This window comes from Paenibacillus arenilitoris (assembly GCF_014705655.1).
Classification (GTDB): Bacteria; Bacillota; Bacilli; order Paenibacillales; family Paenibacillaceae; genus Pristimantibacillus; species Pristimantibacillus arenilitoris.
Map to the genome: position 1 here is coordinate 145080 of NZ_JACXIY010000008.1, position 20597 is coordinate 165676.

General features: G+C 56.4%; 25 protein-coding genes. 22 read left to right on the top strand and 3 right to left on the bottom strand.

The features are described from left to right. Window positions 1–254 precede the first annotated feature (254 nt). On the bottom strand, window positions 255–779 hold the full coding sequence (locus IDH41_RS06850) for a GNAT family N-acetyltransferase (protein ID WP_190859458.1): 525 nt from the start codon (window positions 777–779) through the stop codon (window positions 255–257). A gap of 274 nt (window positions 780–1053) precedes the next feature. Between IDH41_RS06850 and IDH41_RS06855 the strand changes: the two genes are divergently transcribed. The 7 genes from IDH41_RS06855 to IDH41_RS06885 all read left to right on the top strand — a co-directional run bounded on the left by IDH41_RS06855 (window position 1054) and on the right by IDH41_RS06885 (window position 7762). Continuing rightward, on the top strand, window positions 1054–1338 hold the full coding sequence (locus tag IDH41_RS06855) for an ArsR/SmtB family transcription factor (protein WP_190859460.1): 285 nt from the start codon (window positions 1054–1056) through the stop codon (window positions 1336–1338). A gap of 150 nt (window positions 1339–1488) precedes the next feature. Beyond that, the gene (locus IDH41_RS06860) at window positions 1489–2694 is read left to right on the top strand and encodes an MFS transporter (protein WP_190859462.1); all 1206 of its coding nucleotides are present in this window, start codon (window positions 1489–1491) and stop codon (window positions 2692–2694) included. A 151-nt stretch (window positions 2695–2845) separates the two neighbouring features. Continuing rightward, the gene (locus IDH41_RS06865; protein WP_190859464.1) at window positions 2846–3298 is read left to right on the top strand and encodes a GNAT family N-acetyltransferase; all 453 of its coding nucleotides are present in this window, start codon (window positions 2846–2848) and stop codon (window positions 3296–3298) included. A gap of 108 nt (window positions 3299–3406) precedes the next feature. Then, a complete protein-coding gene (locus IDH41_RS06870; RefSeq protein ID WP_190859466.1) occupies window positions 3407–4267 on the top strand; it encodes an AraC family transcriptional regulator in 861 nt (286 codons plus the stop codon). 255 nt (window positions 4268–4522) lie between these two features. Further along, window positions 4523–5005 carry a CcdC family protein gene (locus IDH41_RS06875; RefSeq protein WP_317890689.1) on the top strand — a complete coding sequence of 161 codons (483 nt, stop codon included), beginning with the start codon at window positions 4523–4525 and terminating at the stop codon, window positions 5003–5005. Between the two features lie 19 nt (window positions 5006–5024). Further along, window positions 5025–6365, top strand: coding sequence for a DUF2252 domain-containing protein (locus tag IDH41_RS06880; protein ID WP_190859468.1), 1341 nt, complete (start codon window positions 5025–5027; stop codon window positions 6363–6365). Window positions 6366–7216: 851 nt separating this feature from the next. Next, entirely contained in the window at window positions 7217–7762 is a 546-nt protein-coding gene (locus tag IDH41_RS06885; protein WP_190859470.1) for a glutathione peroxidase, read from the top strand. Between the two features lie 959 nt (window positions 7763–8721). Here the strand turns inward: IDH41_RS06885 and IDH41_RS06890 are convergent. Beyond that, on the bottom strand, window positions 8722–9912 hold the full coding sequence (locus IDH41_RS06890; protein ID WP_190859472.1) for a hypothetical protein: 1191 nt from the start codon (window positions 9910–9912) through the stop codon (window positions 8722–8724). A 204-nt stretch (window positions 9913–10116) separates the two neighbouring features. Here IDH41_RS06890 and IDH41_RS06895 point away from each other — a divergent pair, with 204 nt between their 5' ends. The 10 genes from IDH41_RS06895 (at window position 10117) to IDH41_RS06940 (ending at window position 17461) form a co-directional block, all read left to right on the top strand. Further along, window positions 10117–10368, top strand: a complete 252-nt coding sequence (locus IDH41_RS06895; RefSeq protein WP_190859473.1) for a DUF7667 family protein — start codon at window positions 10117–10119, stop codon at window positions 10366–10368. Window positions 10369–10469: 101 nt separating this feature from the next. Continuing rightward, on the top strand, window positions 10470–12131 hold the full coding sequence (locus IDH41_RS06900; protein WP_190859527.1) for a glutamine--tRNA ligase/YqeY domain fusion protein: 1662 nt from the start codon (window positions 10470–10472) through the stop codon (window positions 12129–12131). Between the two features lie 70 nt (window positions 12132–12201). Next, entirely contained in the window at window positions 12202–12804 is a 603-nt protein-coding gene (gene mobA / locus IDH41_RS06905; protein ID WP_190859475.1) for a molybdenum cofactor guanylyltransferase, read from the top strand. Window positions 12805–12908: 104 nt separating this feature from the next. After that, window positions 12909–13343, top strand: a complete 435-nt coding sequence (locus tag IDH41_RS06910; RefSeq protein ID WP_190859478.1) for a hypothetical protein — start codon at window positions 12909–12911, stop codon at window positions 13341–13343. Between the two features lie 12 nt (window positions 13344–13355). Next, window positions 13356–13862, top strand: coding sequence for a GNAT family N-acetyltransferase (locus tag IDH41_RS06915; RefSeq protein WP_190859480.1), 507 nt, complete (start codon window positions 13356–13358; stop codon window positions 13860–13862). Further along, window positions 13859–14572, top strand: coding sequence for a metallophosphoesterase (locus IDH41_RS06920; protein ID WP_190859482.1), 714 nt, complete (start codon window positions 13859–13861; stop codon window positions 14570–14572). The genes IDH41_RS06915 and IDH41_RS06920 overlap by 4 nt, the downstream gene beginning before the upstream one ends. A 30-nt stretch (window positions 14573–14602) precedes the next feature. After that, the gene (locus IDH41_RS06925) at window positions 14603–15061 is read left to right on the top strand and encodes a VanZ family protein (RefSeq protein ID WP_190859484.1); all 459 of its coding nucleotides are present in this window, start codon (window positions 14603–14605) and stop codon (window positions 15059–15061) included. A gap of 40 nt (window positions 15062–15101) precedes the next feature. Further along, window positions 15102–16160, top strand: coding sequence for a histidinol-phosphate transaminase (gene hisC / locus IDH41_RS06930; RefSeq protein ID WP_190859486.1), 1059 nt, complete (start codon window positions 15102–15104; stop codon window positions 16158–16160). A 5-nt stretch (window positions 16161–16165) separates the two neighbouring features. Next, window positions 16166–16597, top strand: coding sequence for a hypothetical protein (locus IDH41_RS06935; RefSeq protein ID WP_190859487.1), 432 nt, complete (start codon window positions 16166–16168; stop codon window positions 16595–16597). A gap of 186 nt (window positions 16598–16783) precedes the next feature. After that, window positions 16784–17461, top strand: a complete 678-nt coding sequence (locus tag IDH41_RS06940; protein ID WP_190859489.1) for a serine/threonine-protein kinase — start codon at window positions 16784–16786, stop codon at window positions 17459–17461. Window positions 17462–17542: 81 nt separating this feature from the next. Here the strand turns inward: IDH41_RS06940 and IDH41_RS06945 are convergent, their stop codons facing one another. Beyond that, complete coding sequence (locus IDH41_RS06945; RefSeq protein ID WP_028608332.1) at window positions 17543–17752, bottom strand: hypothetical protein; 210 nt, start codon at window positions 17750–17752, stop codon at window positions 17543–17545. A 261-nt stretch (window positions 17753–18013) separates the two neighbouring features. On the opposite strand from IDH41_RS06945, the gene IDH41_RS06950 reads away from it, so the two are divergent. From IDH41_RS06950 to IDH41_RS06970, 5 genes are all read left to right on the top strand, one after another. Beyond that, window positions 18014–18433, top strand: coding sequence for an RrF2 family transcriptional regulator (locus IDH41_RS06950; protein WP_190859491.1), 420 nt, complete (start codon window positions 18014–18016; stop codon window positions 18431–18433). Window positions 18434–18509: 76 nt separating this feature from the next. Next, window positions 18510–18821 (top strand): thioredoxin, encoded by a 312-nt coding sequence (trxA, locus tag IDH41_RS06955; RefSeq protein WP_190859493.1) that lies wholly within the window; start codon window positions 18510–18512, stop codon window positions 18819–18821. Between the two features lie 271 nt (window positions 18822–19092). Further along, the gene (locus IDH41_RS06960) at window positions 19093–19875 is read left to right on the top strand and encodes a glycosyltransferase family 2 protein (protein ID WP_317890690.1); all 783 of its coding nucleotides are present in this window, start codon (window positions 19093–19095) and stop codon (window positions 19873–19875) included. 32 nt (window positions 19876–19907) lie between these two features. Further along, window positions 19908–20252 carry a DUF2304 domain-containing protein gene (locus IDH41_RS06965; protein ID WP_190859495.1) on the top strand — a complete coding sequence of 115 codons (345 nt, stop codon included), beginning with the start codon at window positions 19908–19910 and terminating at the stop codon, window positions 20250–20252. Further along, window positions 20252–20596: an EamA family transporter gene (locus IDH41_RS06970; protein WP_190859497.1), complete on the top strand. Its 345-nt coding sequence runs from the start codon at window positions 20252–20254 to the stop codon at window positions 20594–20596. Before IDH41_RS06965 ends, IDH41_RS06970 begins: the two co-directional genes overlap by 1 nt. Window position 20597: the final 1 nt, after the last annotated feature.

Sequence of the window (20597 nt, forward strand, 5' to 3'; positions counted from 1 at the left end):
TCACTAATGGATGAGGTAAACCTCACTAATTTAGCTCGATTCGTCTTCCTTCTGGCATTTAGTGAGGCTAACCTCATTCCCCGTGAAGACGGCCTCATGGCGAGTGAGGTTTGCTTCACTAATGTTCCGTCCCTCGGCGATAGGTCGTGAGGAGAGTGAGGTTTGCCTCACTAAGTGAGGCTGCTTCATTGTTGCAGGCTGGGCTCGAATGTCCTCCCGAACGTCCTCTCGAATGTCCACGGGAAGGGATCAGCTCACAAGTCGATCCAATATCGTTTCACCACGTTCCCGTCCTCCTCGATGTAGCTCTCGTCCTCTACGCCTCCGTTGTTTCGAATCGTCCGCTCGGATGCGGTATTCGTTGCGTCGCAGACGACCAGCGCTTTATCGATGCCAAGCTTCCTCGCCTCTTCCAAGGCGAGAGACAGCAGCTTCGTCGCGTAGCCTTTGCGCCTGTCGGACGGGCGAATGCCGTAGCCGATATGCCCGCCGCAATTGAACAGATGCTCGGTCAGCGAATGCCGGATATTGACGGCTCCCACGATCCGCTTCTCCTCCGTGACGAGCCAATACGTCGAATTGGTTACCCAGCCGTCCTGTACGCCCGCACCTGATTCCTGCTCCAGCAGAAACCGCACCATCCCGTCAAAATCCTCGGGGTCTCGGCTAATGACCCATGGCACCATATCTTCGCCGCTCTCGACCCATTCCCGGTAGAACGGCAAATAAGCCTCTTTTAATGCAGCGGCTGGCTTGACTAATGTAACTCGATCGCTCATGTAGCCTATCCCCTTCCTTTGCTAAAGTAAAAATGAACGCAACAGTCTGTCCCTGAATTATACATGGACTCGGCGCGTTGGCGGAATCAGGTCTTAAAATTAAACCTGATTGCAAAAGTAAGATTAAAACCAATCCGCAGTGTTATTATAAAGTTTGAATATCACTTTCTGTCTTAGATTAGCCGCCTCAATGGGCTTTACATTCTCAAGCAGCTATGGTAACCTTATTTCGACATCGATAGAAATAACGACAACGGATAAAGGTGTGGGGACGATGGCGGAGGATAACGCGGAAGTGCGGCAAGCGGTCAAAGTGTACAAAGCGCTCGGGGAACCGACGCGGCTCAAGATTGCTCTTCTCCTTACCGAGGAGCGGAATTTGTGCTGCTCCGACATCGGGAGCAAGCTGGAATCCGTCGCCGGCTCGACGCTGTCGCACCACCTGAAGCAATTGACGGACTGCGGCCTGCTGAGCACCCGCAAGGACGGCACCTACATCTATTATAGCGTGAACCGCGAATTGGCGCGGAAGTACGCGCCGTATTTGCTTGAAATATAGCGCATCGATGGCTGAATTTCGCCGCACAACGGGCTTTTGCGCGTTTGGCACGCAAGAGAGCCGCGCAAACGTTGTGTCATTTTTTTTCTTTACTATTTCTATATATTTAGAAATATAAAATCATGGAGTGGAGAGAGGAGCAACATCGTTATGTCAAACGTTTGGAAAATTTACATGCTCGCCGTCATCAGCTTTCTGGTCGGCACGTCCGAATTTATTATCGCGGGCATTCTGGATAAAGTAGCCGAGGACGCAGGCGTATCGGTAGCCGCTGCCGGTCAGCTGATTACCGTGTTCTCGCTGGCTTACGCCTTCGGAACCCCGATCCTGATGGCGCTGACCGCCCGGATGGAGCGGCGGAAGCTGCTGATCTACGCCCTGGCCGTATTTGCGGTCGGCAACGGCATCGCCGCTTTATTGCCGGGCTTCGGGTTCCTTGTGGCGTCGAGGATCGTCCTCGCGCTCAGCACCGGGGTATTCGTCGTGACGGCTCTTACCGTAGCGGCGAAGCTTGCCCCGCCCGATAAGCAGGGAAGCGCCATCGCGACGCTCGTCATGGGCTTCAGCACCGCGCTTATTATCGGCGTTCCGATCGGCAGGGTAGCCGCGGCCGCCTACGACTGGAAGCTGATCTTCGCCGGCATCGGCCTGCTCGGGCTCGCCTCGATTCTGCTTATCCGCTTCACGATTCCGCGGACGGAAGGAGAGCAGCCGGTGCCGATCGGCAGGCAGCTGGCGCTGCTGAAGCAGCCGAGAATCGTCGTCGCCCTGCTCGTCTCGTTTTTCTGGATCGGCGGCTACTCGATCGCGAACACGTATTTATCGCCGTTTCTTCTTCAAGTATCGGCTCTCAGCGAGCAGGGGGTCAGCGCTGCCTTATTCGCCTTCGGCATCGCCAGCCTGATCGGCTCCAAGCTTGGGGGCTTCAGTACCGACAAATGGGGCGTACCCCGTACGCTCGTCGTCGGCATGCTGCTTCATGCTGCTGCGCTAGTGCTGCTGTCGCTGGCCGGACAGTCGGCGTTCGTCGTGTTCCCGCTGCTCATGCTGTGGTCGTTCTCGGCTTGGTCGTCCGGTCCGACGCAGCAGTACAACCTGATCAGCCAGGCGCCGGAAGCTTCAGGCATCATGCTCAGCCTGAACACCTCCATGCTGCAGCTCGGCATGGCGGCCGGCGCGGGGCTTGGAGGCGTCGTCGTCGAGCGTCTGTCGCTGTCCGCCATTACGTGGATCGGCGCGGCCGGCGTCCTGATCGCGGCGGTTACGGCAGCCGCATCGTTCCGGTCGGCGGCTTCCCGCGCGCGCGGGAAGGCGGCCGAAGCCAAGCTGCCCGATGCGGGCATGGAAGTCGTATAATCGAAGAACGGGTCGCTGCGGCGGCTCGTTTTTTGTGCAAATAGAAGGGTTTATAAGTTTGCACATGCTCCGGAAACCCCCCGGCCTTTCTTTTGAGGTATACTGATTACGATTGTCCTTATTATTCCATCTTGCGAGCGAGGTTGTTCTTATGATTCAAAGCATCGACATTACGAGCGAGGCTGCGGCGAGGCAGGTGCTCGCGGTCCAGCTTCCCGCTTACCGGGTAGAGGCGGAGCTTATCGGGTCGGACGACATTCCGCCGCTGAAGGATACCGCGGCCGATTTGATGGCATGCGGCGAAATCTTTTACGGTTATTATAGCGACGGGGCCTTGGCGGGAGCGATTTCTTACAAAAAGGACGGGAGCGTTGTCGACATTCACCGGATGATCGTGCATCCCGCATTCTTCCGCAGAGGCATCGCGCAGGCGCTGCTTGGCTTCGTGCTGCAGCGGGAGACGGAGGCTGCGAAATTTATCGTCGCCACCGGAGCGGACAATGCGCCGGCCCGAGCGCTCTATGCGAAAAACGGCTTCAAGCTCCTTGAGGAGCGGGAGGTCGCCCCGGGACTTGCGTTGTCTTTTTTTGAGAAAAAGCGTTGAATTTCCGCCGCCGTTTCCGGCAGGCTCCCCGCATGGTCAGCAGAGAGCACAAAATGACAGGCTTCGGACGCATCCCGCGGTTACAATTCGAGTAAGGAGTGACGATTCATGGCATTGGTCGTAGCTTTGCAGAAAGCGATTGACTATATGGAGAAGCATATGCTGGAGCCCGTAACGATCGAGGATATCGCGCGGCACGCGAATATGTCGCCGTTTCATTTTCAACGGACGTTCATGATCTTGACCGATTTGTCCGTCGGCGATTACTTGCGACGCCGCCGGTTGACGCTGGCCGCCCAGGAGCTGTGCGAAACCGGGACGAAAGTCATCGACCTTGCCTACAAATACGGCTACGACACTCCGGAGTCCTTCGCGAAAGCTTTCCGCAAGCAGCATGGCGTAACGCCGAGCGAGGCGCGGAAGGGGTTGGGAGGGCTGCAAGCCTATAACCGCCTGACGATTCAGGTGAATTTGAAAGGGGCAGAACCGATGAGGTATCGAATTGCGGAGAGGGAAGCGTTCCAAGTCGTCGGCGTCAAAAGAGAGTTCGATTGCGGTGGAGAAGAGATGGTCGTTCCGGGCATTCCGTCCTTCTGGGGCGAGGCACATCAGAGCGGAACCGTCCGTCGAATGGAGGGGTCGATGAATGGGCAAATTAAAGGCATGCTGGGCATTACCGACAATTATAACGCGGCAAGGAACACGATGGATTACTGGATTGCCGCGGAATGTGCCGGCGACGTCCCGGAAGGGTTAGCGGCCATGGAGATTCCGGCGTCCAAGTGGGTCGCGTTCGAAGTGAAAGGACCGATTCCGGATGCGATGATCCGGACGTGGAAGCGAATTTATTCGGAATGGTTCCCGTCAAGCGGGTATGAGCCGGCCGAGGCGGCATCGCTCGAGGTTTATCTCGATTCCGACCTCTACGGCCCGGACGCCATGAATGAAATTTGGGTTGCGATAAAATAACGCAAACGCACGGCCCGGAGCGGGTATTCGCCTGCTTCGGGCCGTTTTGCGTATTAGGCCAGGCGGCCGCGAAGCCGTCTGGGCGAGAGCGGATCCGCCCTCGCGCGCAAAAGAACCCGATCCGCCGTTCGCGCCACGTTGACTGCGCGTTTCCGCTTCCCGGCTTGTTTGCCGCCTGTCGATTGCAGCGAGCTTGATTTTGCAGTACGATAACAAAATAGGAAGGAATTGATAAGAAATCGGAGGTGGCGCGCGGTGCCGCTGTCTACGGAATGGATCCAAGCCGGCTCGATCGCCGTGTCCATGCTGGCCTTTGCCATACTCGTCTATCTTCGCCTGAGAGCCGGCAAGCAGCCGACCTCCCTGAAGAAAATCGTCATTCCGCCGCTCGGCATGGCGACGGGCTTCATCATGTTCGCCTTCCCGGCGACCCATATTCCGTGGGGCTGGGGCTTATCCGCGTTCGGGACGGGCATGCTGATCTTCGCGTTCCCGCTCGTCGTCACGACGCGGCTGGAGCGGGTGGAGGCCGGTATTTACGTCAGGCGGTCGAAGGCGTTCATTTTTATTATGGTGACGTTATTCGCGATCCGTCTCGCGCTGCACGGCGTCGTCGAGCAATATATGTCGATCCCGCAGACCGGCGCGCTCTTTTATTTGCTGGCCTTCGGCATGATCATCCCATGGCGGCTTGCGATGGTCAGCGACTTCATGAGACTGCAGAAGGCGGAAATTTAGCTCGAACGGGGGAGAGAATATGGATTCGAAGCTGACGGAACGAGTGAGGCTAACCCAGAACAAGCTGAGAAAGCGGACGCTGTCCGCGATATTTCAAGAATTCGACCAGAAGATCATGAATCTCGAGCGCGGCAAGCGCGAGGAGAAGTATCTCAAAATGGCGGCGACGCCGTTTTCGTTTTTTCGCGGAAGCGCGTACTTGTTTTATTTCGACGTGTCCCGGGAATGGTTCGCGTACCATACGCCCGAGAATCGTCCGACCTGGATCCAGGGCGATCTGCATTTCGAGAATTTCGGGGCATTCCGCAACGAGACGGGGGCGCTCGTCTACGACGTGAACGATTTCGACGAAGGGTATTTGGGGTCGTACCTGTACGATCTGCTGCGGATGTCGGCGAGCATCGCGCTCGTGTGCCGGTTGAAGGAGCAGCCGGCCGGGCAGCAAATCGCCGCCATCGAGACGTACCTGCAAGCCTATTCGAAGCAAATGCGGCGGTTCGTTAAGGGCAAGGACGATCCCGGCACCTATTTGATCGACGTCGAGCGGGCCGAAGGCCCGGTGAAGAAGCTGCTGAAGAAGCTGCAGAAGCGGCAGGAGCAGCATTTTCTGGAGAAGGTGACGGCGCTCGTTCAGGAGGACCGCAAGTTCGCCGCCACCGTCGAAATCGTGCCGCCGACGGACGAGGAACGGGAAGCGCTGCTTGGGGCATGGCCGCAATATTTGGCCTCCGTCGCCGCGGACGACGCGGAGGAGCTGAAGCATTTCGAGGTGAAGGATATCGCCGCGAAGCAGGGCTCGGGTACGGCTTCGATCGGGCTGGACCGCTATTACGTGCTGATCGAAGCGGGAGAAGAGGCGCAGGGCGGGGACGACATCGTGCTGGAAGTGAAGGAAGTGCGCGTTCCGGTGCCGGCTTATTTCATGGCGTATGACGAAACGTTCTGGTCGGAGTTCGAGCATCAGGGCAAGCGGGTAACGATGACGCAGAAGGCGATGCACCATGAAGCGGATCCGTACCTCGGCTGGCTGTCGATCGGCGATCGGCATTTCTACGTGCGGGAGCGTTCGCCGTACAAGAAGCGGCTGAAGCTGGAGAAGCTGGAGACGATCGGCGATTTGCTGTCGGTGACGGACAGCATGGGCCGCTTGACGGCCAAGATGCATGCGCGTGCGGATGCCGACGTTGCCCAAGGCGTGCTCGCGTATCACAGCGAGGAAGAGATCGTGAAGGCAATGGGCGACGACGAGGAAGCATTCTGCACGTCGATCTCGCGCTGGGCCGTCTCCTACGCCGATCAGGTCGAGCGCGATTACGCGCTGTTCACCGAGTGGCTGAGCGGGAAAATCAAGCAATCCTAACCTTATCTATAGAACAGCGGCGCGACTTCGAAGGATGCCCATCGTGCATGGGGACGGCGGAGGGCGCCGTTTTTTTTCGAACGGGGCTGCCCAAAAAGCAAGTCTGCTTATATGGCGGACGTTTTCGCTAGATCATAATAATAGGAAAATGGCGATGGCAGGGCGTTATCCAGTACCACCATGTCTGTTCCGGTTGCTGATCAGATGATGCGTTACGCGCCCGAGCCGCTTCATGCTGCTTGAACTGCTGCCAAGCAGCGCGTCTAAGCCACCGCGATCTGCCATCATGCTGCGCGTCTCCTACCGAGCCTGCAAATGTGCAGGCTTTGGCCGCTTCATGCTTGATCTGCTGCGAGGCAGCGCGTCTAAGCCACCGCGATCTGCCATCATGCTGCGCGTCTCCTACCGGAGCCTGCAAATGTGCAGGCTTTTGACCGCTTCATTCGGGCTTGCGAAGCAAATGCCTGCGAATGTGCATTTTTTATTTGCTGATTAGCTCGAGAAGGGCCTCAAGTCTCAAAATACCTGCACAAACGCAGGCATCCCGTCCGGCCACCTTATTGATGGTGAAGAGGCTGCACAATCGCAGGCATTGTGCTACAGAAGGAGCATGATTTCGTCTCCTCTAGCGATGACTTTTCTGGACAGCCCCCTGTCGTCGCGCAGAGGGCTTATGTCCCCACAGGACGGCACAGAACCGGGATGCGCTTTGATGCAGCCAGCGTTTCGTGCGCGGCTTCAGCCGTGCATGCTTGGTTTGACAGACGCAGGGGCGATGTGGTATTCTCTAGTTATATTAATTGTATACAATTTAATTTATTAAAATTAAATGAAAGCGGGAGGAACGAGCGATGAGCATTTACGCGTACGAGCTGGAGACGATTAGAGGAGAAAGGGCAAGCATGGAGCAGTATAAGGGCAAGGTGCTCGTCGTGGTGAACACGGCAAGCAAATGCGGTTTTACGCCTCAGTATGCCGATCTGCAGAAGCTTTACGAACAATACAAGGACCAAGGCCTTGAAATTCTCGGTTTTCCGAGCAATCAATTCGGCGAGCAGGAGCCGGGCGCGAACTCGGACGTGCAGAGCTTCTGCCAACTCAACTACGGCGTCACCTTCCCGCTGTTTGCCAAAACCGACGTCCGCGACGATACGGCCCATCCTTTATTTCGGCATTTGACCGAGGAAGCGCCTTTCCAGGGCTTCGACACGAGCGAGCCGAGCGGCAAAATGCTGGATGCCTTCCTTAAGGAGAAGCTTCCTCACTACCTCTTCGGCAATTCGATCAAATGGAACTTCACGAAGTTTCTGGTCGACCGCGAAGGCCGGATCGTGAAACGGTTCGAATCGACTGTGGAGCCGCTCGCCATGAAGGATGAAATCGAGAAATTGCTGTAGTCCTCCCTCACTCCAAAATGAAATAGATGCGGCTTCCCGGCGAAAAAATGCCCATTTCCTGGCTTTTTCCGTCGATTCGCGGGAGAGAATGGCGAATGCGCTGGCGAACGGCCGGTTTTGCCGGCGAATGCCGGAGGCCGGACAGTCCGGTCCGGCTCCCGGCAGGCGGAGGCGAAGTTGTCGAGCCGGATTGGCGAAAGTGAAATGGCGCGCTGATCCCCTGCGCCGCTACGGTACGAGCCGTTCCGCGGCGCAACGGTTCGGAAGCGAAGGCTTGAAGCGCAGGGTATGGCGAGGCGCTGACGGTTGGTGATTAGAACCGAGTGCCGTGGCGCCGTGCGCATTTTGGCTGGATTTTGTCCAATCAAATGGCCGGTTGCGAGCGAAATTTATAGTTTGAGTGGATTTATATAGGCTAAAATGGGCTTCAACGATCATTGGCCGCCGAAACGGCCGCTTTGATTGGATTTTGTCCAATCAAATGCCCGCTGCCGCCTGTATTCGCCACTTTTGACTGTACAAACTACAGGCAAACTTACTCGCCGCGCTCTTCCTCCATCTGACCGGGCTCGATCCGGCCTAATCCGCTTCTCTCAATACGATCAACCGCTCTTCAATTTCGCATCCGCTGCTAGAGTGAAAATGGACAGAAACGGGGAACGCCGTTCTGTCCATTTTTTTCGTTTTTGGCGGCTTCGAGGCCAAAACGCGAGGTGAGGTTGACGTATTTATAAAGAGGTGATATATGCAATTTAGTATTAAGAAAACAGTGATCTATTAGTGGGTATGGCTGTAATAAATCAAGATAAATCAAGCCGTTATATAGGATACTATCTCGTGAAACGAATGGTTTAAAATATGCAAAAACAACAGGGTAATCATAAGCGTTCGAGCGTTGTCGATCGACCTTCGTTTCATTGCTATCTCTTTGGAAGACCAGTGTGAAATTTGCGTCTTTTTTACCTTGTGAGCTCCTGCATCGCGGCTTCGAGCTCCGCCAAGTCCGCAAGGTTTCCAAGCTCTTCGTGGAAGGCTTCCCCCGCCTCCTCGAACGACCGGGCCGCCTCGTCGCGCCTGCCCGCGAGCAAGGCAACCGTGCCGCTGAGCAGCGCAAATTGCTTTCGTTCGGTCTCCGTCGCCGCCGGGCTTGCGTCAAGCTGCTCCAGCGCTTTGTTCAGCCGGCCCGACTTGATGCCGGAATCGAGAATGAGGCGAAGCGCCTCCGGCTCCGGCTCGATCAAGTCGAGCCGCTCCAGCGCCTGCCGGAAGTCGGCGTTCATCCGGTAAAGCATCGCGCCCGCAAGCCCCTCCTTGCCGTGATACAGCCACTCCTCCATCTGGCGAACGATTCGCTTCTCCTCGGGCGTAATGGCGGTGAAGCTGTAGCTGCGGACGGCCTGTCTCGTTAACCCTTGCTTGGCTTCGATCGCGGACAGAAAGCGGTAATATTTGCGCAGCGCGTCGATCTTCCCTTCCTTCACGGCAAGCCCGAACGAGGAGAGAAGCGCTCCCTTGGCGCGCTCCAGGTCGTAAATGAAATAACGGTAGACGGCATGCGCGAACAAGTCCTGCAGCTCGAGGGGTTCGTCGCTCTCCGATCGCTCGCACAGCCTCCGCTCGTACCGGTCCGCTTGGCTGCGCTGCTGCAGCCTGGCAAGCGGCTTCGGGGTGAAGCCGTCCAGCGTCCAGAAGAAGGCCTGCAAAGCGAGCAGGTCGGATATCTCGTCGCGGCCGTCCAGCAGGAACACGTGCTCGGCGCAAAACGTCTGCTCCAAATAATAGGGCTCCGAGTCCGTAATAATCAAATCCGCGCGGCCGCAAAGCCATTTGCGGCATTTTGCCCATAGCGCGGGGTCTTCCTCCCGAGGGGCGTCCGGCATGGCGATGAGCCGCTTCGGACCGGCCGCCATCGCGACGGGGGTCCAGTACGGCTGCATGACGACGGCGACGAACGCCTCCCCGTTCATTTCCTCCAATTGCTTCAAGGACAGCATGTTCACCTCGGAAGGAGCGCTGCACGGTTCCGCAAGCTTCGACACCATATAAACGGAATGCCGGTCCGTCAGTTTCTCGAACAGGTTCCGGTAATAAGCCGGGAGCTCGTTCCAGCCGCAGCCCGGGAAAATAATAATGGAAGAAGCAGTCGCCATCGGTTCACCATCCATTCCCAAATTCTGAATCCGCTTTTAAATGAGCCTATGCGGGCCGGCTCGTACGAATGCAGATAACTTCAAGGATGGAATCTATCTAGCAATAAAAGCGAGATTTCTTCCTTCTCATAGGGTTGGCAGGGACGGAAACGGGCGATGCTGGGAGTAGGTTCACCATTCCCTAAACGAAAGAAGGTTATGCATATGGTTGGCATTCACCCCGTGCACCGCAGGATGGCGGAGCTTACGTTCAAAGCGAAGGAAATCGGCGGCTATCAACGTCTTCCCCATCACGAGAGGCTCGAGCTTGATCATTGCATGGCGGTCAACGCCGATTTGATCCTGAAGCTGGATTCGTTAAAAACGCTTGCCTTCCTGGCCCATGAAGCGGGCGACGCGGAATGGCAGCAGCAAATATGCGCCCGGATCGAATCGCTGGAGACGCTTCTGCTGTAAGGACTTAAGAAGGGCAAGTCTTATATTTTCGTGGAATATTGTGTATGATAAGAGGATGAATATTTTCTCCGTGGAAAGGGTGGTCGCAGGTGGAGAACGCTTTGGAAACGAAGTCCTCATCCTCGAATTTCATTAAAAACATCGTCGTCGAAGATTTGAAGAGCGGCCTGGTGCAGGAAGTCGTCACGCGCTTTCCGCCGGAGCCGAACGGCTATTTGCATATTGGACATGCGAAGTCGATCTGCCTGAACTTCGAGCTTGCCGACGAGTTCAAAGGCAGAACGAACCTTCGTTTTGACGATACGAATCCGCTGAAGGAAGATACGGAATACGTGGAATCAATTAAGGAGGACGTCCGCTGGCTGGGCTTCGAATGGGACGAGCTTCGCTTCGCGTCGGACTATTTCGAAGAGCTGTACGACCGCGCGGTGCTCCTGATCAAGAAAAGCAAAGCCTACGTCTGCGATCTGACGGCCGACCAGATGCGCGAATACCGCGGCACGCTGACCGAGCCGGGCAAGGAGAGCCCTTACCGGAACCGCGGCGTGGAGGAAAATCTCGACCTGTTCGCGCGGATGCGCGCAGGCGAATTCCGGGACGGCGAGCGGGTGCTGCGCGCGAAGATCGACATGGCCTCGCCGAACATTACGATGCGCGATCCCGCGCTCTACCGGATCGCGCACGCGCATCACCACCGTACGGGCGACGCTTGGTGCATCTATCCGATGTACGATTACGCGCATCCGCTCAGCGACGCGATCGAAGGCGTCACGCATTCGATCTGCACGCTCGAGTTCGAGGATCACCGGCCGCTCTACGACTGGGTAATCGCCGAGTGCGAGATGGAAGCGAAGCCGCGCCAATTCGAATTCGCCCGCTTGAACGTCACGAATACCGTTATGAGCAAGCGGAAGCTGAAGCAGCTGGTGGACGAGAACGCCGTCGACGGCTGGGACGATCCGCGCATGCCGACGATCAGCGGCCTGCGCCGCAAAGGCTACACGCCGGAGGCAATGCGCGCCTTCTGCCGGGAGATCGGCGTATCGAAGAGCAACAGCCTCGTCGACGAGCGGAACCTGGAGCATTTTATTAGGGAAGACTTGAAGCTGAAGGCGCTGCGTACGATGGCGGTGCTTCGTCCGCTGAAGGTCGTCATTACGAACTACCCGGAAGGGCAAACCGAGCTGCTCGATGCCGAGAACAATGCCGAGAACGAGGCAATGGGGGTTCGACAAATTCCGTTTTCCCGCGAAATCTATATAGAGCAAGACGATTTTATGGAAAATCCGCCGAGCAAATATTTCCGACTTTTCCCGGGAAATGAAGTGCGTCTGAAGCATGCGTATTTCATCACTTGCCAAGAGGCTATCAAGGACGAGGCGGGGAATGTTGTCGAATTGCGCTGCACGTACGATCCGGAGACGAAGAGCGGAAGCGGCTTTACCGGCCGCAAGGTGAAGGGCACAATCCATTGGGTGGAAGCATCTGAGGCGCAGGCTGCCGAGTTCCGCCTCTATGAGCCGCTCATTACGGACGAGGCCGAGGAAGACGGCAAGCCGTTCCTGGAGCGCATCAATCCGAACTCGCTGGAAGTGCTGCAGGGCTTCGTCGAGCCGAACATGAAGGAAGCGGCCGGCGGCGACAAATTTCAGTTTTTCCGTCACGGTTATTTCAATGTCGATCCGAAGGACTGGACGGCGGAGAAGCTGGCGTTCAACCGCATCGTATCGCTGAAGAGCTCCTTCGACCCCGCGAAAGCTTGAAGTTAACGGACAATCGGCCTGCTGAGCGCGCGAGCTCGGCAGGCTTTTATTATGGGGAGGAGGAGAAAATATGCCGCAAACAAAACGAACCGTGCACGGGTTGATTCTGGCGGGCGGGCAAAGTTCAAGAATGGGCACGGACAAGGCGCTGCTGCCGATCGAGGGAAAGCCGCTGCTGTACCGGCTTGCAGCGCAGCTGTCGGAATGTGCCGATACGCTAACGGTCGCGATCGGCTCGTCGGAGCGCGAAGCCGTCTATGGCGGCATCCTTGGGAAATACGCAGCAGGCGCCCGTATGGTCGCCGACCGGATTCCGGACTGCGGCCCGCTCTCGGGTCTTGAAGCCGGCTTGTCCGCGATCGCGGACGGTTATGCTTTCGTCGTCGCATGCGATATGCCGCGGCTATCGTTGCCGCTGCTTCAGAAACTGATTAACGCCGCTGCGGAAAGCGGGGCGGATGTCGTTCATGTAGCCGGGCAGCCCTTCCACGCGCTCTATCATACGCGAACCGTAACGGAGATCCGCAGATCGCTGGAAGCGGGGGATTACCGGCTGATGGGCCTTCTCTCAAGGCTGAAGGCACATTCGATCGAGCGGCAGGCGGGGGAATCGCCGGACGTCTTCGCGAACTTGAACACGCCGGACGATTACAAGATGTATAGGGCGGATTAGCGAATTTTTTCGCGCAGAGGCGCCTTGCACTATGATATAATTTTTTCATTATTGTTGAACCCAAAGCCGAGCTTCAATCGCTACCCGGAAAGCAGGTCGGATGCATGGTCAAACGAATCGATTTCAAAGCGCTGTCGATAGGCGTGCTTATCTTTGCGTTCTGTTCGATAGCCGCGGGCTTTCTGCTCGCAGCCGCTCTTGCGGAACTGTCCATTCAAACGGGCTACGAGCTGATGACCGACAAAAGCGAACTTGCGTTAGAATTTTTATTGGCCTGGTTCTCGGTTTTTTGGGCAGGGTATTACGCGCAAAAAACGGCTAGAAAGCCGGGGCCGGATCATAGCCTACTGCTTGGCGCAATTCTTTTCGCCTATCATCTCATCGGTACGATATCGGCTGGATTCGATCCGGAAGGCGATCCTTTCGTCCTTAATATCGCGTATGACGGTTCGATTGTTTTATTCTCCTTGTTGGGCGGCAAATTTGCGAGGCGAGAGCGGAACAAGAAAGAAGCAGTTACAGTAGACATACAAAAGTAAGAGGTGGCAAGCATGTACAGTCAGCATCCGTACGAAATCGTCGACGCGAGGGAGAGCGACCTGCCGCGGATCGTCGACATTTATAATTCAACGATCGCAAGCCGGATGGTAACCGCGGATCTGGAGTCCGCCGCAGTGGAGAGCAAGCGGACGTGGTTCAACGACCACTCGCCGGATTTCCGGCCGCTGTGGGTGCTCCGCGCGGAGGGCGAAATCGCCGCGTGGTTCAGCTTCCAATCGTTCTACGGCAGGCCGGCCTATAACGCGACGGCGGAGATCAGCATCTATATCGCGGCGGAATACCGCTCCCGGGGGCTCGGCTCCATCCTGCTCGAGAAGGCGATCGAAGAGTGCCCGCGGCTAGGCCTCCATACGCTGCTCGGCTTCGTCTTCGGGCATAACGAGCCGAGCCTGGCGCTGCTTCGCAAATACGGCTTCGAGCAGTGGGGGCATCTGCCGAAGGTCGCGGTGCTGGACGGCGTGGAGCGGGATCTGATCATCTCGGGCAGGCGCGTATGAAGCGCACGCTAGCGATCAGCGACATCCACGGCTGCTATACCGCGTTTAACGATTTGCTTGCCCGAATGAATTATAAGCCGGGAGAGGATCAGCTTGTGCTGCTCGGCGACTTCGTCGATAGGGGGCCGCGAAGCCGGGAAGTGGTGGAACAGGTAATCCGGCTCGTGCGGGACGACGGCGCCATTGCGATCCAGGGCAACCATGACGAGCGGCTCGTCGACGTGATGCTGGAGCGAAGCGAGCAGGCGCTGCTGAAGTTTTCCGGCCATGGCGGCAGGCAGACGGCGGAAAGCTACGCGGGTATCCGGCAAGGTGCGGTCCAGCATGTCATCGAACGGGCGAAGGCGGTTATCCATGAACGTTATCCGCATCATTTGACGTTTTTGGACGGGCTGCCGTATTACTACGAGGATGACCATTTCATTTACGTCCATGCGGGGCTGAACCCGAATTATTCGAATTGGCGCGAGCAGCCGAGCAGGGATTTCCTTTATATGAAGGAACCGTTCCTCAGCAGGCCGACGTCGGTGGACAAAACGGTCGTCTTCGGCCATACGAAAACGATCGACATCCACGGCAAGCCGGACATCTGGTTCGGCGACGGCAAGATCGGCATCGACGGCGGCTGCGCGAGCGGCCATCAGCTTAACGGTCTCGAAATCACGGGTCCCGGCCGCTTCCGGACGTATGCGGTCCCTTGGCGGCCGTAAAGCTGGCGCGAGCGAGGTGATAAGAGCAACGTGTTCAAAAACGCCCATTTCCGCAACGTGTTTCTTAATTTATTGATCGCCGCCCTCGGGCTGGTTTACGCGATCTTTATGGCTTGGCTCCTATTTTACAGAGATCGTTCGTTCAGCGACGGTTACGCGTTTAACCTCGTTCCGTTCGATACGATCAAACGGTACGTCGTTCATTACGATCATTTTAATTTCGATATTTGGTTTAAGAACTTATTCGGCAATATCGTGTTATTCATGCCGATCGGCATTTTCCTGCCGCTGCTTCACGTGAAATACAGACGCGTATTCGCGCTGACGGCAACGACCGTTCTGCTGATCGCGGCCGTGGAGCTGGCTCAGCTGCTGTCGAAGGTCGGCAGCTTCGACGTCGACGACATTATTCTGAATACGCTCGGCGCCGTTCTCGGGCTTGTGCTGACGAGAATGTCGCAAGCAAGAAACAATAGGATAGCCGAATGAAGGCGGGAATAGAAAAGCCGCGACGAAAGGAAGATCGCCCTTGAGTAAATTTTGGAGTCCGCTGACCGCTTCGCTCGTGCCCTACGTACCGGGCGAGCAGCCGAAGGACAAAACGTATATTAAGCTGAACACGAACGAAAATCCGTATCCGCCGTCGCCGAAGGCGATCGAGGCGATCCGGAACGCCGCCGGCGCGGACTTGCGCCTGTACCCCGATCCTACCTGCGACGAGCTGATCCGGAAGGCCGCGGCCTATTACGGATTGAGGCCGGAGCAAGTGTTCGCGGGCAACGGCTCGGACGAAATTCTCGCTTTCGCTTTCGCGGCGTTCTTCGACCCGGCGAATAAGGTGCAGTTCCCTGATATTACATACAGCTTCTATAAAGTTTACGCGAAACTGTACGGCTTGCAGGCGGAGCTTATTCCGCTGGACGAGCGGTTTCGGATTCCGATCGACCGGTTCCGCGGCACGGGCGGCGTCGTCATTCCGAATCCGAACGCGCCGACCGCCGAGCTCGTGCCGCTCGCGCAGATCCGGGAGCTGCTGGAGAACAACAAGGAGCAGGCGGTCATTATCGACGAGGCCTACATCGATTTCGGGGGAGAGTCGGCCGTGCCTCTTATTTCGGAATACCCGAACCTGCTCGTCGTGCAGACGCTGTCGAAATCCCGTTCGCTTGCGGGGCTGCGCGTCGGATTCGCTTTCGGAAGCGAGGAGCTGATCGATGGGCTGAACCGGATCAAAAATTCGTTCAACTCGTACACGCTCGACCGTCTCGCCTTGGCGGGCGCCGTCGCTTCCTTCGAGGACGAGGCGTATTTCAAGGAGACGACGGCGAAGGTGATCGCGACCCGCGAGCGCGTGTCGGAGCAGGTCGCCGCGCTTGGCTTCAAGTTGACGGAGTCCAAGGCGAACTTCGTGTTTATTTCCCATCCGTCCATCGCCGCCGAACGCATCTTCCGCGAGCTGCGGGGCAAAGGCGTACTTGTCCGCTATTTCAACCAGCCGCGGATCGACGGCTATTTGCGCGTGAGCATCGGGACGGACGAAGAGATGGACGCGTTCATCCGCGCCCTTCGCGAAATCGTGGAGGCTTAAGTTTCATGGAAGACGCAAAGAACGAAAGGGCGCAGCTCGGGCGCTCGCTCCGCCGCGTCGTTCTCCTCGGCTTCGCGTACGCGCTGGCAGGCAACGGGGTATTATACGCTTCGTATTATAACAGCGGCATAATCGATTCGGGCTATCTCGTCTGCGCGCTTTTGGCCGTCGCCTTCGCCGTCCCCGTCGTGCTGCTGTTCCGGAATCGGCATTGGTATTTTCCGGCTTTTATCTTTTTGTTCTGGATTCCGTTCAGCGTCCTGATCGGTTACTTGCTGAGCCTGGCGCTGCCGATGACGATGGATTCGTACGAATTCGGCTTGCTGCTCGTTTATTATCTTATTTTGAACGTGATCGCGATCGTGGTCGGACTCGCGCTCGGCATGATCGTCAATGCCCTCTGGCTGCTGGGCAGCAGGCTGAAGGCGGGCAAATAGAAGAGGGGCGGGATCGTCCGCCGCGGCATCGGGTCGCGGAGGGCGGTCCCGTTCGTTTTGGCTCCGGCGAAGGCGACATCGGTCTTCGGACCGAAGCGGAGTACGCGAATCGTAGCTTCCTTTTTGCTTCGCCCCGTTTTACAATGAAAGGATATGCAGGATAAGCAAAAGGAGGCGCAAGCGATCATGGAGGAGAGGGAGCTGCGGGAACTTATCTCGCTGACGGAGCAGTCGCTGCTTGCGGACCTCGACATTATGAGCGTCAATCACGGGGATCCGGTTCTGGTCGAAAACACGCCGGATGGCTGGATGCTGCTTGGAGCAGGCAATTACGCGGGCGTATTCGCGCACCGCGATTATCCGGACATAGCGGTTAAAGTATATGCGCCCGGCCGGGAGGGCTGGGAGAGCGAGCGGGAAGTCTATCGCAGGATCGGCAAGCATCCGGCCTACTCGGCTTGCTATCATGCGGGCGAGCATTGCGGCTATACGTATTTGATCTTGAAGCGGCTCAGGGGAAAAACGTTATACCAATGCCTCATCGAAGGCATTGCCATACCGAAGGAAGCGATCGAGGACATCGATCGGGCGCTCGAATACGCCCGTTCGCGCGGTCTGTATCCCCATGACGTGCACGGCAAGAACGTCATGGTCGCGAACGGCCGCGGCATCGTCGTCGACATTTCGGACTTTCTGAAGGAGGAGCCGTGCTCGATGTGGGAGGACCTCAAGCGGGCTTACGACCGGATTTATTTGCCGTTTATGGCCAAGCGGCCGATTCCGGTGCCGGAGTGGGTCATGAACGGCGTCCGCAAAGGCTACCGCTTCATGCGGTATTCCTCGTTTCTCGGGCGTTCGTCTTAAGCGGGGATAACTTAAAAGCAGCGGCCGCCGCATTCGGCGCCGCTGCTCTCCCTAGCCTGGAGCACTGCATGCCGATCGGGGTTAATGCTCCTCGTCAAAAGCGTCGAGCAGCACCTTCGCCCGGTCGGCGTCCTTCTTAAGCACATGAATCCGTTTCAAGGAACTTCCTTCAATGGTAATTTTGGTTTTGAGTCCGTTTGCCTTGAAATGCGCTTGAAGCCGGTCGATCAACTCTGACCGGGAGCCTCCCTCCGTGCGTACGGCAATCCATCGATTCCAAAATAGCGCCATTTTCAATCACCTCCTTAACGTTTTGCGAGGGGCAAAACCGGATTCGGAGCATGTGCCTCCCGGATAGCGCGGGCGCATCGCGGGAATCAGAAGCACATTTCATATTTATTCTGCGGCGATTTAATACAGACCAAATTCTAGCGGGAATAGGACGCGAGGCGGCTTCGCATCATAAGACAAGGATTCGGAGGCAACCTGACTATTGACAAACGGAACTGTAACGGATAAAATTACAGTACAAAGCAGGGAGGCCCGTTTACCGTGAACAGCGAATTTACGATTGCCGTACACAGTCTCGTTTACTTAGCTTATTTGCCGGAGAAGATGGCAAGCAGCGAATTGATCGCCGAGAACGTCGGAACGCATTCCGCGAGAATCCGCAAAGTCATGAGCGGCCTTCGCCGCAGCGGCTTCGTCGATACGCGCGAAGGATCGGGCGGCGGCTACAGGCTGACGATCGATCCGGGCGTCGTGACGCTGGCGGACATCTACCGGGTCATGGCGCAAGGCTCGCTGATTCCGAGCTGGTGCTCGGGCAACCCCGAGATGAATTGCCTCGTCGGTTCGAATATGAACCAGGTGATGTTCGGGATATTCTGCAATGCGGAGAAGCAGCTTGAAGACCACTTCGGCGCGATTACGATTCAGGACGTCCTTAATCAAATTCATGCTTGCGGCTGACCGCTGAAGCTGACGGGAACGATGAGACGGGTTAACCCTTGATCATACAACACATTGTTTGGAGAGGATGATTGAAATGGCAGTAGCACTTACGAAAGACAACTTTGCAAAAAGCATCGAAAGCGGCGTTTCCCTCGTGGATTTCTGGGCCCCTTGGTGCGGACCTTGCAAAATGCAGCTTCCGATCGTCGAGGAATTGTCGAGCGAGCTTGAAGGCCAAGCGGTAATCGGCAAAATCAACGTCGACGAAGAGCCGGAGCTCGCTTCGCAATTCGGCGTAATGAGCATTCCGACGCTCATTTTGTTCAAAGACGGACAACCGGTTGACAAAATGGTCGGCGTGCAAAGCAAAGACGCCCTGAAATCGAAAATTTCGGGCCAGTTGTAAGCAACAATATCGTGCGGGCGCACGTCTAAATATCGTCTGGGATCAGCTTGCTGCTGATCGCCGGGCGGTATTTTTTTTCATCGATTCCATATATATACTGCTTAACAATCGCTAGAATTGGGAACATATGGAAAGTTCAATCGCGATTTATCGACAAAATTTACACATTCTCTCAACCATTTCAGTTGCTTTCTAATAGGGAAGTTTAGTAGAATTGAAATAATTGTGCGTTATTGCGCGCGCCAACTTTTATTGATGGAGTGATGATGGAGTGAACGCAGCCATTTCGAATTCGGACGGTATGGTAACCGCCGAGTCTCTGCGGCAAGGTCTTACGTCTTCTAAAATTTTGATCATAATTCCGGCTTACAACGAGGAAGACAGCATAGCCCATGTCATTCACGACGTGAAGTCGCATTGTCCGTCCGCCCATATTCTCGTCGTTAACGACGGGTCCAAGGACCGGACGAAAGAGATTGCGGAAGCGCATGGCGCGGCCGTCATTACACTCCCGTCCAATTTAGGCATCGGCGGCGCAATGCAGACCGGATATCGTTATGCCCATCGTTACGGCTACGACGTGGCCGTTCAGGTGGACGGAGACGGGCAGCATAAGGCGGAGCAGCTGCACCTGATTTTGGCGCCCGTGCTCGGCGGCAAGGCGGATCTTGCGATCGGCTCGAGATTTATCGAACAGACGGGCTTCTTGTCGTCGGCGACGAGAAGGGTCGGCATCAAAATTTTGTCCACGATCGTCAGCGCGATGACCCGCAAGCGCGTGCTCGACGTGACGAGCGGATTCCGCGCGGCGAACAAGCGCGCGATCTCCGTCTTTCAAAGCGATTATGCGACGGACTATCCGGAGGTCGATTCGATCGTGCTTATCCACCGCAGCGGGCTTCGCACGAGCGAAGTCGCGGTCGTCATGGAGGCGCGGACGGGCGGCACTTCTTCCATTAACGCCATGCGTTCGGTGTATTATATGATCAAGGTTACGCTTGCCTTGTTCATCCGGAGCTTGAAGGCGACCAAGCCGGCAGAGATTCAATCGTAAGCCGCCGGGCATCCATTTGAGGGGGAAACACCATGCAAGTCTTGTGGATTATCACAAGCATCGCTTTTTTGTTCGTACTGATTATGCTGATTAACCGCAGGCTGCTGCGAGAGCAATACTCGATGCTGTGGCTTTTGTTCGGCGTCGTCATGCTCATTTTGTCCGTCCGCGTGCAGATCATCGATGCGCTGGCCGACGCGGTCGGCATCGATTACGCGCCGGCGCTGCTGTTCCTGGTCGGCATTTTGTTCTGCGTCGCGCTTATCCTGCATTTGACGGTTATCGTCTCGAAGCTGTCGGAGAAGGTGATTCGGCTGACGCAGGAGCTGGGCATTCTGCACCATGAGCTGCATGAGCGCAAAAGGTCGGATTCGTAATGGCCTATATCGTTCTGTTTTTTAACGTTCTGTTGTTGGTTTCCGGTCAGCTGCTTTGGAAGGAAGGCATGAACAGGCTCGACACGGCGAAGGGAGAATCGTGGGTCTCGCTGCTGTGGTCGCCGCATATTTGGTCGGGGCTCGTTCTGTACGGCATCGCTACGGTTCTATGGCTGTACGTGCTGAAGAAGCTGCCGCTGAGTCTTGCCTATCCGCTGCAAAGCATGGCTTACGTCTTTGCACTGGTCGCAGCCGTCTTCATCTTCCATGAGTCGGTGCCGGTCCAGCGCTGGATCGGAGCGGCGATTATATTGATCGGGGTAATTGTTTTGGCTTGGAAATAGG

Excerpts from the sequence above, each read along its gene's own strand:
- IDH41_RS06880 (WP_190859468.1), top strand. The coding sequence starts at position 5,025 with ATGGATTCGAAGCTGACGGAACGAGTGAGGCTAACCCAGAACAAGCTG.
- IDH41_RS06910 (WP_190859478.1), top strand. The coding sequence starts at position 12,909 with ATGGTCAAACGAATCGATTTCAAAGCGCTGTCGATAGGCGTGCTTATC.
- IDH41_RS06945 (WP_028608332.1), bottom strand. The coding sequence starts at position 17,752 with ATGGCGCTATTTTGGAATCGATGGATTGCCGTACGCACGGAGGGAGGC.
- IDH41_RS06895 (WP_190859473.1), top strand. The coding sequence starts at position 10,117 with ATGGTTGGCATTCACCCCGTGCACCGCAGGATGGCGGAGCTTACGTTC.
- IDH41_RS06970 (WP_190859497.1), top strand. The coding sequence starts at position 20,252 with ATGGCCTATATCGTTCTGTTTTTTAACGTTCTGTTGTTGGTTTCCGGT.
- IDH41_RS06965 (WP_190859495.1), top strand. The coding sequence starts at position 19,908 with ATGCAAGTCTTGTGGATTATCACAAGCATCGCTTTTTTGTTCGTACTG.
- IDH41_RS06890 (WP_190859472.1), bottom strand. The coding sequence starts at position 9,912 with ATGGCGACTGCTTCTTCCATTATTATTTTCCCGGGCTGCGGCTGGAAC.
- mobA (WP_190859475.1), top strand. The coding sequence starts at position 12,202 with ATGCCGCAAACAAAACGAACCGTGCACGGGTTGATTCTGGCGGGCGGG.
- trxA (WP_190859493.1), top strand. The coding sequence starts at position 18,510 with ATGGCAGTAGCACTTACGAAAGACAACTTTGCAAAAAGCATCGAAAGC.
- IDH41_RS06860 (WP_190859462.1), top strand. The coding sequence starts at position 1,489 with ATGTCAAACGTTTGGAAAATTTACATGCTCGCCGTCATCAGCTTTCTG.
- IDH41_RS06855 (WP_190859460.1), top strand. The coding sequence starts at position 1,054 with ATGGCGGAGGATAACGCGGAAGTGCGGCAAGCGGTCAAAGTGTACAAA.
- IDH41_RS06935 (WP_190859487.1), top strand. The coding sequence starts at position 16,166 with ATGGAAGACGCAAAGAACGAAAGGGCGCAGCTCGGGCGCTCGCTCCGC.
- IDH41_RS06885 (WP_190859470.1), top strand. The coding sequence starts at position 7,217 with ATGAGCATTTACGCGTACGAGCTGGAGACGATTAGAGGAGAAAGGGCA.
- IDH41_RS06940 (WP_190859489.1), top strand. The coding sequence starts at position 16,784 with ATGGAGGAGAGGGAGCTGCGGGAACTTATCTCGCTGACGGAGCAGTCG.
- IDH41_RS06870 (WP_190859466.1), top strand. The coding sequence starts at position 3,407 with ATGGCATTGGTCGTAGCTTTGCAGAAAGCGATTGACTATATGGAGAAG.
- IDH41_RS06850 (WP_190859458.1), bottom strand. The coding sequence starts at position 779 with ATGAGCGATCGAGTTACATTAGTCAAGCCAGCCGCTGCATTAAAAGAG.
- IDH41_RS06865 (WP_190859464.1), top strand. The coding sequence starts at position 2,846 with ATGATTCAAAGCATCGACATTACGAGCGAGGCTGCGGCGAGGCAGGTG.
- IDH41_RS06920 (WP_190859482.1), top strand. The coding sequence starts at position 13,859 with ATGAAGCGCACGCTAGCGATCAGCGACATCCACGGCTGCTATACCGCG.
- IDH41_RS06915 (WP_190859480.1), top strand. The coding sequence starts at position 13,356 with ATGTACAGTCAGCATCCGTACGAAATCGTCGACGCGAGGGAGAGCGAC.